We start from the raw sequence: 17777 nt of genomic DNA on the forward strand, positions 1-17777 counted from the left end.
TCCTATCCAATTAATTCACCATATCCTGCCTTGTAAATACTACAAACGAAATGATAAGAGATACTACTGCCCAAACCGTTAAATTTATTAAAGAAAATCCCATTGATAACCCTTGTAATGCAGGAAGTTTTCCTGATAAATAATCCGTTAGCGATAAGTTGACACTAAAAATGTATTTCGCACCTTCCCAAGACGTTGCGAATGAACTTAAAATGCCGCCTGCAATTAACGCAGCTAACATAACGCCCATACCAGCTGGTGTATTACGAATTAAAACAGAGACCATAAATGATATAGTTCCAACAACGATAGCAACAAACCAAGCTAGTCCGTACGCCATTAAAATGTATTGCCACTGCGGAATAAGGTGGACAAAGTTCGTATTTAACGTTTCCTTATCAATGACGAATCCTGTTAACACAGGTAAATTCCATCCAGAGTATCCAAATACAAGCCCTGATAATGCGTAAGCAAACAAACCGACAAGAAGCAATATGAGCGAAATGAAAAATAACATCGTCACATATTTACTAAGGAGTATTTTCCAGCGCCGAATTGGCCTCGTCAGAAGCATTTTCATCGTACCATCGCTTCGTTCTCCTGAAACAATATCAATGGCGACAATCATAACGAGCAATGGAATAAATAATGTTATTCCTTGTTCAATAAACGCCCTCACAAATGTCGGTGCTCCTGGCGCAGTCGGATTAATATTATGATCTAAATAATATTGTTGTTGTTCCACTCTTACTTTTAGCCAATCCCGCCATTCTTCTGGCAATCTAGAATTGTTCAAGCGGTTTTGTGAATCAACAATTTGTTGCTGTAATGATACTTTCCAATCGGTCGTACCAAGCCTTTTTTGCGTCGTTTCTATTTCACGATACTGAGCATACACAAAAAGTGGAATCAAGATTGCTAAAATAAGCATGACAACAACAATTCGTTTCTTACGATAAATCTTTTCTGATTCATTTAAAACTAGATTCGCAAATTCACGCATGTTGCTCACCCCTTGTGAGTTCAATAAATAAATCTTCTAGCGTAAATACAAGCTCTTTGACGCTATGTACATCTATCCCGTTTTCTACAAAATGCTTATTCCAAACATTAATAGACGCAACATCCATACGACATAATAAACGCTCATCTTCTACACTAACTTCCTCTATCTCTTCAGCAGCGTCTAACATGTCTTTCGCTTTGAAAATCGGTGTAACGACCCATTCCACACGATCACTCGCTGTTTTGATCAACTCTTCAATAGGTGCAACTGTTATCATTTTTCCTTTATGAATAATAGCAACACGGTCGCATATCAGTTGCACTTCACTTAGCAAGTGACTCGAAATAAATACACTCATATTTTCTTCTTTTACAAGCTTATGTATAAATTCCCTAAGTTCTCTAATCCCAGCTGGATCTAAACCATTCGTCGGTTCATCTAATATGAGCAATTTCGGGTTTCCAAGTAGCGCCTGTGCAATTCCAAGGCGCTGCTTCATACCAAGGGAATATGTTTTTACCTTATCGTGAATACGCTCATCTAAATGAACCATTTTTGCAATTTCAATAATACGTTCATCTGATATATCACCAAGCATGCGCGCAAATTGCTTTAAGTTTTCCCATCCCGTTAAATATGTATAAAGCTCTGGGTTTTCAACTATACTTCCAATTTGACGCATCGCTTCTCTGAAATTTTCCTTAATAGAATAACCACCGATAGAAATAGTACCTTCTGTCGCTTTAATCAGTCCAACTAACATTCGAATTGTTGTCGTTTTCCCGGCTCCGTTCGGTCCTAAAAAGCCAAACACTTCTCCTTGTTTTACATCAAATGAAATGTCCTCTACAAGCGTCTTCTTTCCAATTACCTTCTTCAAGTCTCGTACAGAAAGTATCGTCGTCATTTTATCCCTCCTTGCTCTAGTTTTAATTTACTTACGACGTTTTGGACTAATCGCTCTGCCATATATGTGTAGCCTACTTCATTCGGATGAAAATGATCGGAGTATAATAAATCTTTTCCACGATTTTGGAATAAATCAAATGTCGGTGTAATATATACATTTTTATCATTTAATGCTAATTTCTCTAAAGAAGCATTCCAATCAACAACAATATTTGATGAACCTCTTAAATCTTCTACATCCTCAAAAGGATTGTATAAACCTAGCCAAAAAATAGGACTATCTGTGTTTAATTTACGAATTTCTTCTATAATTTTCTTCGCTTCATTTTGAAACGTTTCCGTATCAGGACGATACGTCTCTAGATCTATCTTTCCGAGCGATTCCCATCCTGGGAACAAATCATTTCCTCCAATTGTTAAAACAATTACATCTGCTTGCTTAATTGAATATTGAGCTCCGCTGCTTTCGATTTGTTTTAATAAATCAGGCATTTTCGCACCACTAACTGCCAAATTGCTTAGTGCAACTTTTTGTTTATAATCTTTTTGTAAATTCTCTTTCATTCGTCCAATATAGCCAATTCCTTCTTTATCACCAACGCCGCGCGTTAACGAATCACCTAAACTAACTACTTGTAACGTTCCCGTTTTCTTTTTCTCTTTTGCCACTACGTCAGTCTTCGTAATTAATTTTGAAGCTTTCGGATTTAATACATCATTTACACCCGAAACAAAACCGTATGCAAATAAACAGAAAGACGCAATTGTAATGAGTAGAATTACTTTTACTAATTTTGATCTCATATCAAAACCCCTTTTAGCCCCTATAGATTGTCCATAATTATACCAAACGAATTTTCGAAAAGCGATTTTCACACCTTCTCTATTATGTCGTTTCCCTATCTACCAAATCTGGTAATAACTCTACATGTTTCACATCTATTTCCTCATCATTAATCTTTTCATATAATAATTCAAATGCCTTTACACCAACATTTTTACTAGAATGCGAAATCGTCGTAATACCTAATATATTTGCCACCTCTTGATCATCACATCCGATAATCGTAATATCCTCTGGGATACGAATTCCTTGTTTTTTCGCCTCCGTTACCATTCCTGCAGCAATATGATTGCAAGATACAAGAAAAGCCGTCGGTTTTACAGACATACGAGCCCATTCCCTGACTACATTGCGCCCATCTTCCACCGTAAAACAGCCCTTAAACTTCCAGGCATCTAACGGTGTTACAACAATCTGTTGAAGTGAATCCTCATACGCCTTTTTTCGCCTCTGGCTATTAATACTATTACTTCTTCCAATGCAATATCCGATACGTGTATGACCAGCATCTATTAAGCTTTTCATCCCGCGCAAAAATACTTTGTAGTAATCAATATGTACACTCGAAATGAATTTCGAATCTATTTCTTCACACATCACAATTGGACCAAACTTCGTATACTCTTCAAGTTTTTCCTTACTATTTGTCCGTGAACATATAATTACTCCATCAAGCTTTTTCATTTTTAACATATGTAAAATTTCAAGCTCTTTTTCCTCGCTATAATTTGTCTGGCAAAGCATCATATTATAATTGTTCTTTGCAGTTTCCCTTGATATCCCCCCAATAATGGCACTGTAATATTGATCATTTACGTGCGGCAATAAAACGCCAATTACATTCGTTTTTCCTTTCACTAAATGAATCGCATTCACATTTTGCGTGTAATTTAATTCTTCAATAATCGCTAAAATCTCTTTTCGTTTCTGTTCATTCACATACGGATGATTATTGAGTACACGTGAAACAGTTGAAACAGATACACCAGCAAGTTCAGCAATCTTTCTTATATTAGTCATCTCATTCTCCCCTTCCCCTCAAAAATTCTCGCTTGACCTGGTAAGCTTTCCACAGTATATCCTTTCTTAGCAAATACATTTTGAAAGGATATACAACTATGCTTCGATTCAAACTAGAATATATATTTTTCATTGGCGGTTTACTCATTCTCGCCATCGGTATTAATATGATGACGACAATTACTTCCTTTGGACTTAGCCCTTATGATTCCTTCTTTATTGCACTATATCAAAATTTTGGGATAAGTATTGGTTTTTGGATTTTCATGATTAACTTTGTTTTTACCCTGATCGTACTCTTTTGGGACAAAAAACAAATTACAATCGGCACAATTGTAACGATGATTCTTATTTCTCTTTTTGTTGATTGGGTTGGTTCTATTACGACCATTATGGACATTATCCGCTCTCTTCCAAAATATATAACACTTATTTGCGGAAACCTATTCGTCGGAGCCGGAATTGGTCTTTACGTCTCTACTAAACTTTGCGCAGCACCTCAAGAGGCTCTCGTTTTAACTGTTGCTGAGAAAAAGAAATGGACATTTAGAAGAACAGAAATTTCATTAGCTTTTTTATTTTTAACATTAAGCTTCTTATTAGATGGGCCAATCTATTTTGGAACAATTATCTTATCCTTTACAACAGGTTGGATTATTCAAGCTTTTATTCAAGTTGGTACGCAAATTTTAAATAGAAAAAAACCTATTAAGCAAGCCGCTTAATAGGTTTTTTCGTTTTATTAGAAGAGATACTACTTAGCATCTCCTTCAATTCGATAATTTGCTTTCACACAATCTATTTCTACATACGATTGCAATGTATGTAGAATGTACTCATAATCCGCAAGAGAAGCACGATGCGTTACAATTACTATTTCTGCTTTCCCTTTCTCTTCAAGTGGCATTTGAATAATCTTTTCAAAACTAACACCGCGTTCAGAGAACAATGATGTAATTTTTGCAAACACACCAATTTCGTCTTTCACATGAAGTCTTAAAAACTTTTTCACAATAATTTCATCTGGCTCTTTTAGTACCTTTTGATATTGCGGAACTACAGCACTATTTCCGTTTACACCTAACCTAATATTTTGCATTACAGCAACTAGATCAGAAACAACAGCTGTCGCTGTCGGTAAGCTTCCTGCTCCCGGACCATAAAACATCGTTTCTCCTACCGCTTCACCATACACATACACAGCATTATATTCATTTTGCACTGCCGCAAGAGGGTGTGCATTTGGAAGTAGAGTTGGCTCAACTGTAACCTCTAATTTCTCGCCATCTCGCTTTGCAAGACCAATTAATTTAATCGTATAGCCTAAGCTCTTACTATATTCAATATCTTCTGCTGTAATAGAAGTAATCCCTTTTACCTTCACATCTCCAAGCTCTACATTTGTAGAGAAACCGAGAGTAGCCAAAATCGTCATTTTTCTTGCTGCATCCAAACCTTCTACGTCTGATGTTGGATCTGCTTCTGCAAATCCAAGCTGCTGAGCTTCTTTTAACACGTCGTTATATGCTCTCCCTTCGTCTGACATTTTCGTCAAAATAAAATTTGTCGTTCCATTTACAATTCCCATTACTTTCGTAATAAGATCTGAGGAAAGACCTTCTACGATGCTTCGTAAAATTGGAATCCCTCCCGCTACACTTGCTTCGTAAAATAAATCAGCCTTATTATCTTTTGCTACCGCTAAGAGTTCCGCTCCGTGTAACGCCATTAAATCTTTATTTGCAGTCACAACGTGCTTCCCGCTTTTTAAAGCTTGTAAAATATATGCTTTTGCATCATCAATGCCGCCCATTACTTCAATGACAACATCAATATTAGGATTATCTAAAATTTCATTCACATCTTGTGTTAATAGAGTAGAAGGCACGTCTACTTCTCTCTCTTTCTCAATGTTTTGCACCAATACTTTCGTTACTTTCACTGGACAACCTACTTGGTGTATCAGTCGTTCTTGATGATCTGTAATAATACGAACTACACCACTACCAACTGTCCCAAGACCTAATAACCCCACTTGAATTTCTTTCATAATACTGTCCACCCCTCAAAAATTGTGTTTAGATGCCATTATATAGACAAAAAATCCGAAAAATGTATTTTGAATATTGAGAAAAATAAAGGTTAATCTTTACAAATAAAACGCTACCACGTGTTATACAATCATTTACAATATATAAGGGGTTTCTTGATACACGTAATAATTCAGCCAATTAGAGAATAATAAATTCCCATGACTCCTCCACCTAACAATTGGCTTCTCATTTGGATTATTATGTTTAAAATAATTTTTTGGCACATCAATATTTAACCCTTTTTGGCAGTCCCGTTCGTATTCTTGCTTTAACGTATCACAACTGTATTCACTATGCCCGAGTGCGAAAACTTGCCTTCCCTCTTGCCCAATAGCAAGATGAACGCCTGCTTCTTCAGAATTGGCTAATAACGTTAATTCTTTCACTTTTTCAATATCGCTCTCTCGTACTTCTGTATGACGAGAATGCGGAGCAAAAAACACTTCATCAAACCCTTGTAACAATTTCACATGTTGCTCGCGAACCTCATGTTCAAATACACCAAACATTTTTTCCGCAAGAGGATACTTCGGCACACCATAGTGGTAATACAAACCTGCTTGTGCCCCCCAGCAAATATGAAGCGTAGATGTTACATTCGTTTTTGAATACTCCATAATACGTCCAAGCTCTTCCCAATAATCTACTTCTTCAAAAGAAAGAGTTTCAACTGGTGCTCCTGTAATAATGAGTCCATCAAATTTTTCATTCTCAATATCACGGAATGTTTTATAGAAGCTCGTTAAATGGTCCTGCGCTACATTGCGAGATAGATGCGATTCCATATGAAGTAAATGAACATCTAATTGCAACGGTGTATTTCCAATTAAACGAAGTAATTGCGCCTCTGTTTCTTGCTTTGTGGGCATTAAATTTAATATAGCAATTTTCAAAGCACGTATATCTTGTGTTACTGCTCGCTCCTTCATCATTACAAAAATATTTTCCTTCTGCAATACTTTGCGAGCTGGTAAATCTTTATCAATTATGATCGGCATGTTGTTTGCCTCCGACTAGCGCCGCTTCTAAATCTGCAATAATATCAGAAACATCTTCTATACCGACCGATAAACGGATTAAATCAGATGTAACGCCAGCTAAACGCTGATTTTCTGCGCTTAATTGTCTGTGCGTCGTACTAGCAGGATGTATTACACAAGTTCTTGCATCAGCTACATGCGTTACAAGAGTTGCAAGCTTTACATTCGCGATAAATTCTTTTGCTGCTTCTAATCCACCCTTAATACCAAATGTTAAAACTCCACTAGCACCTTTTTTCAAATACTTTTGTGCTAACGAGTAATTTTCATTACTATCTAATCCTGGATAATTCACCCATTCAATGCGATCATGATTAGCAAGCCACTTAGCAACTTCGAGAGCATTTTCACTATGACGCTCCATTCGTAAATGCAATGTTTCCAGGCCAATGTTGCTAATATATGCATTGAATGGGCTCATACAATTTCCGTAGTCTCTTAATAACTGAACGCGTGCTTTCACAATATACGCTGCTGCTCCAAAATTTTGAACATAGCTTACGCCGTGATAACTCGGATCAGGTTCGACAAGCTCAGGATATTTTCCATTTGTCCAATCGAAGTTCCCTCCATCTATTACAATGCCGCCTAAAGAACTTGCATGGCCATCAATATATTTCGTTGTAGAATGGACAATGATATTTGCCCCATGTTCAAACGCCTGGCATAAATAAGGCGTCGCTAATGTATTATCAACGATAAAAGGTACTTCTAATTCTTTTGCTGCTGCTGAAAGTTCCTTGAAATTCAAAACGTTCATTGCTGGATTTCCTAACGACTCTGCATAAACGAGTTTTGTCTTATCATTAGCAAGTGCCACAATCTCATCTGCCGTTAAATTAGGATTAAAGAACGTAACATCAATGCCAAGCTTACGCAAACTCACTCCAAATAAATTAAACGTTCCTCCGTAAACAGTTGAAGAACAAAGTAAATGGTCTCCACTACTGCAAATATTTAAAACCGCAAGCATAATGGCTGCCTGCCCAGAAGCTGTTGCAACAGCCCCTACACCGCCTTCTAAATCTGATAACTTCTGCTCAAATGCAGCTAGAGTAGGATTTCCAATACGCGTATATATATATCCTTCTGCCTCTAAATTAAATAGTGCTGCTAAATCATCTGACGTATCGTATTTATACGTTGTACTTTGATAAAGTGGCAAAACACGCGGCTCACCATTTTTTGGCGTATAGCCACCTTGCACACAAATCGTTCCTTTCCCCCATGATTCTCCCATCTCTCATTCTCCTTTCTTTTATCCCGCTATTTGCGGGTAGTAAGACTCCCACCTCCAAATTCGGCAAATGCGAGGAAGTTAGGTGGGAGATAACTGCCCGATTGATGAAGGCTAATAATTAGCGGGGGAGGGGCAAAACCCCCACTGATTAAAGTTTCACTTTATCCAAAATAAAAAACTGCCCCTTCCCTGAAAACAAGAAAGGAGCAGTTTGAAAACACGCTCTAAGGCTCTTTCTTATCTCTCAGGATTATTACCTGCAGGATTTGGCACAATTCCGTTATACGGCTGTTGCCAAGGTTTCATCGGGCCTGTCCCTCCACCTTTTCTTGATAAGACTATGCAATTACCGTTGATTTTATAGCAATAATTTCCTGATGTCAAATAGTTTTTCTGAATGTTCTAAATTAAACGCAAGGAATTTAATACAAACAATAAAAGAAATATATTCCATATTCATTTGAAAAAGACCTTTTAAAAACTCCAATCCATATATAGAATTAAATAGGTGGTTTAACCGCGTTGGTTTCAAATTTTCATGAGATCCCAATATATTGAATAAGCCACCCCCTCAAAAAGATACTATATATATTCAATTCATTTCACACTAGCATATTTAATCCTTTCTACATGAAAACTTACATAACGGAGGTAGAACATGACAAATAAAAAAGACATGCACCATATACTCGTCCTATATGGCATTCTTTTAGGCTCTATAGTAGGAGTCACGGTCTGGTCATTTTTAGTCACAATAAGTATCGGAATTCACTTTATTTGGGGATACTTACCTACTCTTTTCTCTTCTCCCCCTTATTACACCATTTGTGTAACAATCATCGGTGGTATCCTCGTTGGTTTAACACAAAAATACTTCGGTACATATCCACGTCTTATGCCGGAAGTGATGGCTGAATATAAAAAAACAGGTAGAATTGAATACCGTTTTGTACATAAAGCTACTTTAACTGCGATTATCGTTTTAATATTTGGAGCTAGTTTAGGACCAGAAGCTGCACTTGTTGGAATTATCGGTGGACTTTGTACATGGGTAGGAGATCGCTTTAAATTTGCTTTAAAGGGAATGAATGAACTAACAGAGGTTGGAATTGGTGCCACTTTAAGTGTTATTTTTAATGCACCATTATTCGGTTATTTAGCTCCGAATGAAAATGAGGATAAGCAAATTAATGAATTTTTGAAAGGAAAAAAAGCAATCGTATATTTAGCTACCACTTTTGCTGGTTTTTCCGTTTATTTATTGCTTAGTAAACTCGATAATCGTGGATCCTTTATTGTTGATTTTGGGGAAGGGTCTCTTGCTCTTAATGAATGGATCGCCTTTCTACCACTTGCTAGCATTGGTGCTATAGTTGGTTTCTTTTATTTCAAATTAGAATTCACATTAGAGAAATTAATCCACCCCTTCAGGGAATACAAGGTATCACTTGGAATTATAGGCGGTATTTTATTAGGGGTTACAGGAACTTTTCTCCCGTACACGTTATTTTCAGGAGAACATCAATTAAAAGATTTAGTCGTTGAATGGAGCCATTTATCCTTCTGGGTACTACTTCTTTCAGGAATTTTAAAATTATGTATTACTGCCGTTTGTTTAAATACGGGTTGGCGCGGCGGACATATTTTCCCAATTATATTTGCTGGATCAAGTATCGGATATGCTATAGCTTCTATTATCCCTATAGATCCAATAGCTTCTGTAGCCATCGTCACGACAGCTATTTCAAGCTATGCATTAAGAAAACCAATAGCTATAACATTACTATTACTCATGTTTTTCCCGCTCAATTTATTATTACCCATGCTCGGGGCAGCAGCGATTGGGAATGCATTTCCGCTTCCTAAACATAACGAAACTACAAATTAATATAAAAAAACAGCATTAACATTTAAATGTTAATGCTGTTTTTTCGAGTGGCGATTATAATTTTAATTAAAATTTGCTTGCTACTTTAGCTGCTTCTTCAAGACCTGCAGTAATGATTTCTTCTGCTTTATCTGGGAATTGGTTATGTCCCTCGATAATTACCGTTTCCATGTTTGTTGCACCGAAGAAGCCCATCATGCTTGCTACGTATTTAACAGCCATTTCCATTTCAGCTGCTGGTCCTTCAGAATATACGCCGCCGCGTGCATTTAATAACGCAATCTTCTTATCTCCAATAAGCCCAACTGGACCTTCTGGTGTATATTTAAACGTTTTACCAGCACGGTTTAAATAATCAATATACGTGTGTAATACGGCTGGAATCGTTAAGTTCCATAATGGGAAACCGAAAACTACTTTATCAGCTTCTAGAAATTGATTTAAATACTTATCAGCAACTGCTACCACTTTTGCTTCTTCTTCTGTTAAATCAAATCCTCTACCTGCTTTGAATGTACCATTAATCATATCTACGCCTACATATGGTAATTCTTCTTTATATAAATCAAGTTCTACCACTGTATCATTTGGATGCGCTTCTTTATAGTTTGCTAAAAATGCCTCGTATAATTTCACACTAACTGCTTGTTCCGCTGGGCGGTTGTTTGCTTTTACAAATAAAACTGTTGCCATTGTTTTTCCTCCTACTACTCACTCTTATGTTGTTATATATCACTTACGAAAAAGGGTACTCCCTTATAATTATTGTTGCTTACAAATACATTTTATCTTTATATCAAGACAATTACGTCCTCACATAGACGTATTTTTCCATAAAAAAAGTCCACCTTCTAAAGGCGAAATAGGTCTTACGACTTTTGTCTTATACGATTCCATTTTTCACTGCATATAATGCTGCTTGCGTGCGATCGGATAAATGTAACTTACTCAAAATACTACTCATATGAGCTTTTACCGTTTTTTCTGTAATAACTAAAACAGAAGCAATTTCTTTATTACTCATCCCTTTCGCCAATAACTGCAATACTTCATTTTCTCTCGCTGTTAATACATCCACTTGAACGGAAGGTTCTTCTTCTTTCTCTTCCTGTGGTAATGTTTGAGAAAGAAGGGCATTTGCTATATCTGGATGTAATTGAATATTACCTTTATACGCGCTTCGAATAGCTTCAACAAGCTGATCTGGTTCGATATCTTTTAAAATATAACCGCTCGCCCCAGCTTTTAGTGCCGGCAATACATGAGCTTGATCAGAAAAACTAGTCAATACAATTACTTTCACGTTTGGATATTCTTTTTTAATACAAGCTGTTGCCTCAATTCCATCCATCTCAGGCATATATAAATCCATTAATACGACATCTGGACTCGTTTCGCCTACTTTCACTAGCGCCTCTTTCCCATTATTTGCTTCACCAACTAATTCAAAATCTTCCTGTGTGCTTAGAAAAAATGCTAATCCTTTTAAAACAACTGTATGATCATCAACTAACAATACTTTTATTTTCACAAACTTCCCTCATTTTCACATCATAATGGTACATTTACTTTTATACTCGTTCGTTTCTTACTACTTACAATTTTAATTGTTCCACCAACTAATTCTACTCTTTCACGCATCGTAGTCATACCGAGTGATTTCTTCTCTTTTATATCCTTTTCTACAAACCCATTTCCTTGATCGACTATTTCTAATGATACATTTTTCTCCGTCACTTTGAAATAAATCGTCGCTTCTCTTACATTCGCATGCTTACTTACGTTATTTAAAGCTTCTTGTCCAATTCGCCATAGCGCTTCTTCTACTACACGCGGCAAATCACGTACACCTGTAACTTGTTCCCGAATTTTCAATCCTAAACTTTCACCATATTGCTTTAAAGCTGGTAATAACCCTTTCTCTAATCCAGCCGGACGGAGCTGCCAAATTAATGTCCTCATTTCTTTTAAGGCACCTTGTGCTAATTCACGCATCTCATACAAAGACTGATCTACCTTTTCATTTTGACCCTTTAAGACAGCTTCAGCGCCTTTCGTCATAAACGTTAATGAAAACAACTTTTGTGAAACAGAATCATGTAAATCTCTAGCTAAACGATTACGCTCTTCCATTCGTACAAGTTCGCGGCGTTTTTCATTTAATCTTAAGTTCTCTATCATTAATGAAATATGATTTGCTAACGCTTGTACTACATCTATCGTATTTATATCAAATTCTCCATTATTAGAACTTACACTTAATACTCCAAATATATGATCTTGAATATGTATCGGAATAGCGATAACTGTCCTATTGGGATGCTCTATATTACCAACCTGACGCTTCAACAAGACAGACTCTTCTTTTTCCAACGCTTCCTGTGCTACTGCCCTCAAATCATCTTGTAGTTCACCTTTCTTATAAGAAGCTCTCACAGCTAGTTCATTTTCTTCTCTAATAAAGAATACAACTTGCTCCCATAGAAATAAGCTCCCTATTTGCATTACAATCTCTTCTGGTAATGCATTAAATTTATGAATTGTCCTTAAAGCTTGAATAAAGCGTTCTAACTTTACATAATAATGAGCTCTTCTCTTTTCATTTTCATACAGTTTTGTACGCTTTAATGCCGTTCCAATTTGAAAGGCAATTGATTGTAATAGTACTAATTCTTCTTCCGAAAAATGCGTTTTACCTGGGCTAGCTACATTTAACACGCCAAATTCATCTTCTCCCGCTTTTAGCGGTACTGTCGCATGATGTACAATCCCTTCTGTATCTCCCCAGTTGTATTCAATCGCATTATTAATTCTCTTACATTCAATAATATTAACTGCTCGCTCTAGCTTTCCTTCCACAAAGCGATGTAAGCACCAGCAATTCCCCTCACACATCGGTCGTTTATTTTCGAATTTCAATCCCTCTGGTAATTGGTAATCAATTAATTTTGTATATCTACCATTTTCATCCGCAAGGAAAATCCATCCTGTCGTTAAACCAGTTACATTCAACAGCTTTTCCAGCACAGCTTGAAGTACGTGATATGTATCATTTGAGGTATTCAACGTTTCTGCAATCTCTTTTAATATAACTAATTCATTTGTACGATTCTCTTGAAACATAATTCGTCTCCTACATACAAGATTTTAAATAGTACTTAACATAAATCATCTACTTTTCACTTTGTACTTATTCGTAACATTGATATAATGGTGAAAACATAGTTTTCATTATATCACTTGAGGGGGCTTTCATAATGACATTGAATAAGGCACTTACTATCGCTGGTTCTGACACAAGTGGCGGCGCTGGTATACAAGCAGATTTAAAAACATTCCAAGAACTTGGTGTATACGGAATGACATCTCTTACGACAATCGTAACGATGGATCCACATAATGGTTGGGCACATAACGTATTCCCAATCCCAGCTTCTACATTAAAACCACAATTAGAAACGACAATTGAAGGCGTTGGCGTAGATGCTTTAAAAACGGGTATGCTTGGATCAGTAGAAATTATCGAAATGGTTGCGGAAACAATTGAAAAGCACAATTTCGAAAATGTAGTAGTTGATCCTGTTATGGTATGTAAAGGAGCGGATGAAGCGTTACATCCTGAAACAAATGACTGCTTACGTGACGTTCTTGTTCCAAAGGCATTAGTCGTAACGCCAAACTTATTTGAAGCATATCAATTAAGTGGTGTGAAAATTAATTCTCTTGAGGACATGAAAGAAGCTGCAAAAAAAATCCATGCTTTAGGTGCTAAATACGTACTGATTAAAGGTGGTAGCAAACTAGGCACAGAAACTGCTATTGATGTATTATATGACGGAGAAACATTCGATCTTCTAGAATCAGAAAAGATTGATACGACAAATACACACGGTGCAGGTTGTACATATTCCGCTGCAATTACAGCAGAACTTGCAAAAGGAAAAACTGTGAAAGAAGCGGTAAAAACTGCGAAAGAATTCATCACAGCTGCAATTCGTCATTCATTTAAGATTAACGAATATGTAGGACCAACACATCACGGTGCATACCGCAAATTCGTTGCACCGAAAGAACTTGTCTAATAATAAATTAAAAAACATACTAAAACCGACAGAGCATTCATTGTTCTGTCGGTTTTAGTATGTTTTGCAAAAATGTTTTAAAGTACTCCCCGAATTCCTATGATGCTGAACTAACCTTGTTTCTACCATTTCTTTTTGAATAATATAACGCATCATCCGCTGATTGAATAAATTGCTCAGGTGATTTTTTATATTCTGAAAGCCCAACAGAAACTGTAATTTTAATTTTTTCCCCATTTTGCAGTTGAAATGAATGCTTTTCAACTGCTAGTCGAATTTGTTCCCCTATACGAGTTCCAAATGCTACTCTCTTTTTTGGTAACAACAGAGCAAACTCTTCGCCACCTTTTCGAAAGACTAAATTTGGGAATGGCGCATTCTCTAACAAAATACGCCCTAGTTGTTTTAACACTTCATCTCCAGCAGGATGACCGTACGTATCATTTACATACTTAAAGTGATCAATATCGATAAGTAATAAACAAAGTGAATCATTTTTCATATGCTTACTATCAATATGACGATTCATCTCAAAATCAAACTGTCTTACATTTCCTAGATTCGTTAATGCATCTATCGTTGCATAATGCTTCATCGTTTGAAATAATTCATTGGATTGCAATATGTAACTTGCACTTACAAATGTGATGTATGCCGCTACAATACAACAAATTAAATATAATACCACTACATATATATCCTTAAATAAAATATAAAGTGGTAGTATTAAAATAGACAAACTGTACACATTAAACCATATCCATTTTGTAAATATAGAAATCTTCATCCGCCAAATGAGAGTAATGCCAATCCCTATTGCCACGATAGTATAGCAAGCTAATTCAGAGGCTAAAGAATACTCGGTAAAAAATACCCGCGTTATTAAAATAATCATAACAGTTATACTACTAGCTATCGGGCCACCAATTATAATTGCCAAAACAACAGCTAAATAACGTAAATCCAACATAATATCTTCAATATGCACACCAAAATGCATCAACAATATACTCAATATTCCAGTTAAAATACCGACCAAACATTTCTGCCAAAAAGAGAATCCTTCTTTTAATGGCTTATCTCTTAAAAGCTGAGCACCAACAAAGATAAAGGACAGAATAATTGTCATATTTACAAATAGATCTCTGAACATAAAATAATCTCCCTACTTTTTCTTTTTCATCTATCCCTTTCTATATGCTATTGTATTACGTAATCCCTATAATTCCCAATCTTTTTTGTTTTACTGTTCCACGTGGAACAGTAAAACAAAAAAGGAGACGAAATTTCGTCTCCTCCATTAACAACATCGCGATATCTTTCCGCCTTTTGCATTAAATCTAGCTTCTTGTGCCTCAGCAAAAAATTGCTTTTGACATAGAATTTTCTCTTCTGGATGATTTATTTTCATGTGATTTACATACGTTTCATAACTTGGAACTCCGACAAGTAAACTAATAAATTGCTTTCTCTTTCCCCATACGTTCCGTAAATTTTTAAGCATAGTTCCTCGACTCACTTTCATCTTTTGGAATATATGGTGCCTCTTTTAACGGCATTGGCTTATTTCTTAATACTTGAATCCAAATTCGAAGTGCAGAAATTAATACAGCAATTACAACTATCATAAAAATTCCACAAAGTGCCGCATCAATATAGTCATTAAAAATAATTTGTTTCATTTGCGCAACATTTTTAGCTGGAGCTAATACCTTACCATCATCTAATGCTCCCTGAAATACTTTCGCATGTGATAGAAATCCTATTTTAGGATTTTCATGAAATAACTTTTGATAACCAGCTGTCATCGTTACAATAAGTAATCCTATAGTCGGAATAAGCGTTACCCAAACGTATGCCTTTTTCCCCATTTTGAATAAAATTGTCGTTCCAAGTAATAATGCAATCCCCGCTAACATTTGATTTGCAATACCGAAAAGTGGCCATAGCGTATTAATTCCACCAAGAGGGTCAACCACCCCTTGATATAAGAAGTACCCCCAGCCTAATACGCATAACGTTGTAGCGACCACATTCGCTATTGTGGAATCTGTTTTCGCAAACGGCTTGTACACATGCCCTAAAATATCTTGAATCATAAATCGTCCTACACGTGTTCCAGCATCAATCGTTGTTAAAATAAATAGTGCTTCAAAAAGAATGGCAAAATGGTACCAAAATGCCATCATCGCCGTTCCACCTATTACTTGTGAAAATATATGTGCCATACCAATTGCTAATGTTGGTGCGCCACCTGTACGTGATAAAATGGTCTGTTCCCCGACGTTAACAGCAAGTTCTTTTAATTCATTCGGTGTAATAGCAAATCCCCACGAAGAAATAACTTGAGCCGCTTGTGATACATCTGTTCCGATCAGTGCTGCTGGACTATTAATTGCAAAATAAGTTCCTGGTGTTAATACACAAGCTGCAATCATAGCCATCGCTGCTACAAATGATTCCATTAACATTGCCCCATAACCAATTGGCTGTGCATGACCTTCTTGCTCAATCATTTTCGGCGTCGTACCTGATGAAACGAGAGCGTGGAATCCAGAGACAGCACCGCAAGCTATTGTAATAAATAAGAACGGAAATAAATTCCCGGAGAAGACAGGGCCTGTTCCATCAATAAACTTAGATACTGCCGGCATCTTCAAATCTGGAGCTACAATTAAAATACCAATTGCTAATCCAAGTATCGTTCCTATTTTTAAAAATGTACTTAAATAATCACGTGGTGCAAGGAGCATCCAAACTGGTAATGCCGATGCAATGAATCCATATACGATAAGCATAATAGCAATTGTTTCACCACTAAAAGTAAACATACTTGCAAGTGTTGGATTTTCTGCTACATACTGTCCACCAATAAGCGATAGGACTAGTAGAACAATACCGATTACTGATCCTTCCCCTACTCGCCCTGGTCTAATGTAACGCATGTAAACTCCCATTAAAATAGCAATTGGAATTGTTGCTGCGATTGTAAACATTCCCCATGGGCTTCCAACAAGTGCCTTCACAACTACTAAAGCTAATACTGCTAATAAAATGATCATAATACCTAAAATACCAATCATCGCAATTAATCCTGTAACAGGACCAATTTCATCTTTAATCATTTCTCCTAATGATTTACCATTACGTCTCATTGAAGCAAATAAAATTACAAAATCTTGTACAGCTCCGGCAATAACTACCCCAACAATAATCCAAATAGTCCCAGGTAAATACCCCATCTGCGCCGCCAAAATTGGTCCTACTAAAGGACCTGCCCCTGCAATCGCAGCGAAGTGATGTCCAAATAAAACCCATTTATTTGTTGGAACATAATCCTTCCCATCATTTAACGTATGAGCAGGCGTTTGCCTATTATTATCTAGGCCAAAAACTTTCCTTGCTATAAATCTACTATAAAAGCGATAAGCAATCGCATACACTGATACAGCAGCAACTAATAGCCATACAGCATTAATTGTCTCACCTTGTGATAAAGCTATTACACCAAAAGCAGATGCTCCTACCGCTGCAATAACTCCCCAAAGTAAAATTGATTTCAATGTTTTCACGTACAATCCCCCCATTACTACTTCTTAGAGGAGATTGTACTAAATTTTCTGAATATTTAATTTAAATCCTCCTTATCATGAAG

At 36.4% G+C, this 17777-nt stretch carries 16 protein-coding genes and 1 riboswitch; of the genes, 3 read left to right on the top strand and 13 right to left on the bottom strand.

The window, feature by feature from the left end; translation table 11 throughout:
• Positions 1–10: 10 nt before the first annotated feature.
• Genes MKY90_RS27445 through MKY90_RS27460 form a run of 4 tightly spaced genes read right to left on the bottom strand, consistent with a single transcriptional unit; the run spans position 11 to position 3779 of the window.
• Entirely contained in the window at positions 11–1003 is a 993-nt protein-coding gene (locus MKY90_RS27445) for an ABC transporter permease (protein ID WP_002089839.1), read from the bottom strand.
• Positions 996–1913, bottom strand: coding sequence for an ABC transporter ATP-binding protein (locus MKY90_RS27450; protein ID WP_063219247.1), 918 nt, complete (start codon positions 1911–1913; stop codon positions 996–998). Before MKY90_RS27450 ends, MKY90_RS27445 begins: the two co-directional genes overlap by 8 nt.
• A complete protein-coding gene (locus MKY90_RS27455; RefSeq protein ID WP_002034946.1) occupies positions 1910–2791 on the bottom strand; it encodes an SGNH/GDSL hydrolase family protein in 882 nt (293 codons plus the stop codon). The genes MKY90_RS27450 and MKY90_RS27455 overlap by 4 nt, the downstream gene beginning before the upstream one ends.
• A gap of 10 nt (positions 2792–2801) precedes the next feature.
• Complete coding sequence (locus tag MKY90_RS27460; protein WP_215599129.1) at positions 2802–3779, bottom strand: LacI family DNA-binding transcriptional regulator; 978 nt, start codon at positions 3777–3779, stop codon at positions 2802–2804.
• Between the two features lie 98 nt (positions 3780–3877).
• On the opposite strand from MKY90_RS27460, the gene MKY90_RS27465 reads away from it, so the two are divergent.
• Positions 3878–4504, top strand: a complete 627-nt coding sequence (locus MKY90_RS27465; protein WP_341093154.1) for a YczE/YyaS/YitT family protein — start codon at positions 3878–3880, stop codon at positions 4502–4504.
• Positions 4505–4533: 29 nt separating this feature from the next.
• On the opposite strand, the gene MKY90_RS27470 is transcribed toward MKY90_RS27465, so the two are convergent.
• From MKY90_RS27470 to MKY90_RS27480, 3 genes are all read right to left on the bottom strand, one after another.
• A complete protein-coding gene (locus MKY90_RS27470; protein ID WP_098167840.1) occupies positions 4534–5829 on the bottom strand; it encodes a homoserine dehydrogenase in 1296 nt (431 codons plus the stop codon).
• A gap of 135 nt (positions 5830–5964) precedes the next feature.
• A complete protein-coding gene (gene metA, locus MKY90_RS27475) occupies positions 5965–6870 on the bottom strand; it encodes a homoserine O-acetyltransferase MetA (protein ID WP_341093157.1) in 906 nt (301 codons plus the stop codon).
• Entirely contained in the window at positions 6854–8152 is a 1299-nt protein-coding gene (locus MKY90_RS27480) for a bifunctional O-acetylhomoserine aminocarboxypropyltransferase/cysteine synthase (protein WP_063219251.1), read from the bottom strand. The genes metA and MKY90_RS27480 overlap by 17 nt, the downstream gene beginning before the upstream one ends.
• Before the next feature lie 234 nt (positions 8153–8386).
• Positions 8387–8491: riboswitch (SAM riboswitch) on the bottom strand.
• 319 nt (positions 8492–8810) lie between these two features.
• Here MKY90_RS27480 and MKY90_RS27485 point away from each other — a divergent pair.
• The gene (locus MKY90_RS27485) at positions 8811–10040 is read left to right on the top strand and encodes a chloride channel protein (protein WP_341093159.1); all 1230 of its coding nucleotides are present in this window, start codon (positions 8811–8813) and stop codon (positions 10038–10040) included.
• Positions 10041–10106: 66 nt separating this feature from the next.
• Here MKY90_RS27485 and MKY90_RS27490 read toward each other — a convergent pair whose 3' ends face one another.
• The 3 genes from MKY90_RS27490 to MKY90_RS27500 form a co-directional block, all read right to left on the bottom strand.
• Positions 10107–10733, bottom strand: a complete 627-nt coding sequence (locus MKY90_RS27490; RefSeq protein ID WP_002184487.1) for an FMN-dependent NADH-azoreductase — start codon at positions 10731–10733, stop codon at positions 10107–10109.
• Positions 10734–10923: 190 nt separating this feature from the next.
• Positions 10924–11571, bottom strand: a complete 648-nt coding sequence (locus tag MKY90_RS27495) for a response regulator (protein WP_002016393.1) — start codon at positions 11569–11571, stop codon at positions 10924–10926.
• A 20-nt stretch (positions 11572–11591) separates the two neighbouring features.
• Positions 11592–13163, bottom strand: coding sequence for a GAF domain-containing sensor histidine kinase (locus MKY90_RS27500; protein WP_341093162.1), 1572 nt, complete (start codon positions 13161–13163; stop codon positions 11592–11594).
• Between the two features lie 134 nt (positions 13164–13297).
• Here MKY90_RS27500 and pdxK point away from each other — a divergent pair, with 134 nt between their 5' ends.
• Positions 13298–14122: a pyridoxine/pyridoxal/pyridoxamine kinase gene (pdxK, locus tag MKY90_RS27505; protein WP_002016397.1), complete on the top strand. Its 825-nt coding sequence runs from the start codon at positions 13298–13300 to the stop codon at positions 14120–14122.
• Between the two features lie 97 nt (positions 14123–14219).
• On the opposite strand, the gene MKY90_RS27510 is transcribed toward pdxK, so the two are convergent.
• From MKY90_RS27510 to cstA, 3 genes are all read right to left on the bottom strand, one after another.
• Positions 14220–15275: a diguanylate cyclase gene (locus MKY90_RS27510; protein ID WP_060750544.1), complete on the bottom strand. Its 1056-nt coding sequence runs from the start codon at positions 15273–15275 to the stop codon at positions 14220–14222.
• 147 nt (positions 15276–15422) lie between these two features.
• Complete coding sequence (locus MKY90_RS27515; protein ID WP_002130134.1) at positions 15423–15626, bottom strand: YbdD/YjiX family protein; 204 nt, start codon at positions 15624–15626, stop codon at positions 15423–15425.
• Positions 15619–17694, bottom strand: coding sequence for a carbon starvation protein CstA (gene cstA, locus MKY90_RS27520; RefSeq protein ID WP_002089870.1), 2076 nt, complete (start codon positions 17692–17694; stop codon positions 15619–15621). Before cstA ends, MKY90_RS27515 begins: the two co-directional genes overlap by 8 nt.
• Positions 17695–17777: the final 83 nt, after the last annotated feature.

The sequence above is a fragment of the Bacillus sp. FSL P2-0099 genome (assembly GCF_038007445.1).
Classification (GTDB): Bacteria; Bacillota; Bacilli; order Bacillales; family Bacillaceae_G; genus Bacillus_A; species Bacillus_A mycoides.

Coding starts and splice junctions, on each gene's coding strand:
- MKY90_RS27515 (WP_002130134.1), bottom strand. CDS start 15,626: ATGCTTAAAAATTTACGGAACGTATGGGGAAAGAGAAAGCAATTTATT.
- MKY90_RS27490 (WP_002184487.1), bottom strand. CDS start 10,733: ATGGCAACAGTTTTATTTGTAAAAGCAAACAACCGCCCAGCGGAACAA.
- MKY90_RS27460 (WP_215599129.1), bottom strand. CDS start 3,779: ATGACTAATATAAGAAAGATTGCTGAACTTGCTGGTGTATCTGTTTCA.
- MKY90_RS27450 (WP_063219247.1), bottom strand. CDS start 1,913: ATGACGACGATACTTTCTGTACGAGACTTGAAGAAGGTAATTGGAAAG.
- pdxK (WP_002016397.1), top strand. CDS start 13,298: ATGACATTGAATAAGGCACTTACTATCGCTGGTTCTGACACAAGTGGC.
- metA (WP_341093157.1), bottom strand. CDS start 6,870: ATGCCGATCATAATTGATAAAGATTTACCAGCTCGCAAAGTATTGCAG.
- MKY90_RS27510 (WP_060750544.1), bottom strand. CDS start 15,275: ATGTTCAGAGATCTATTTGTAAATATGACAATTATTCTGTCCTTTATC.
- MKY90_RS27500 (WP_341093162.1), bottom strand. CDS start 13,163: ATGTTTCAAGAGAATCGTACAAATGAATTAGTTATATTAAAAGAGATT.
- MKY90_RS27445 (WP_002089839.1), bottom strand. CDS start 1,003: ATGCGTGAATTTGCGAATCTAGTTTTAAATGAATCAGAAAAGATTTAT.
- MKY90_RS27465 (WP_341093154.1), top strand. CDS start 3,878: ATGCTTCGATTCAAACTAGAATATATATTTTTCATTGGCGGTTTACTC.
- MKY90_RS27485 (WP_341093159.1), top strand. CDS start 8,811: ATGACAAATAAAAAAGACATGCACCATATACTCGTCCTATATGGCATT.
- MKY90_RS27480 (WP_063219251.1), bottom strand. CDS start 8,152: ATGGGAGAATCATGGGGGAAAGGAACGATTTGTGTGCAAGGTGGCTAT.
- MKY90_RS27470 (WP_098167840.1), bottom strand. CDS start 5,829: ATGAAAGAAATTCAAGTGGGGTTATTAGGTCTTGGGACAGTTGGTAGT.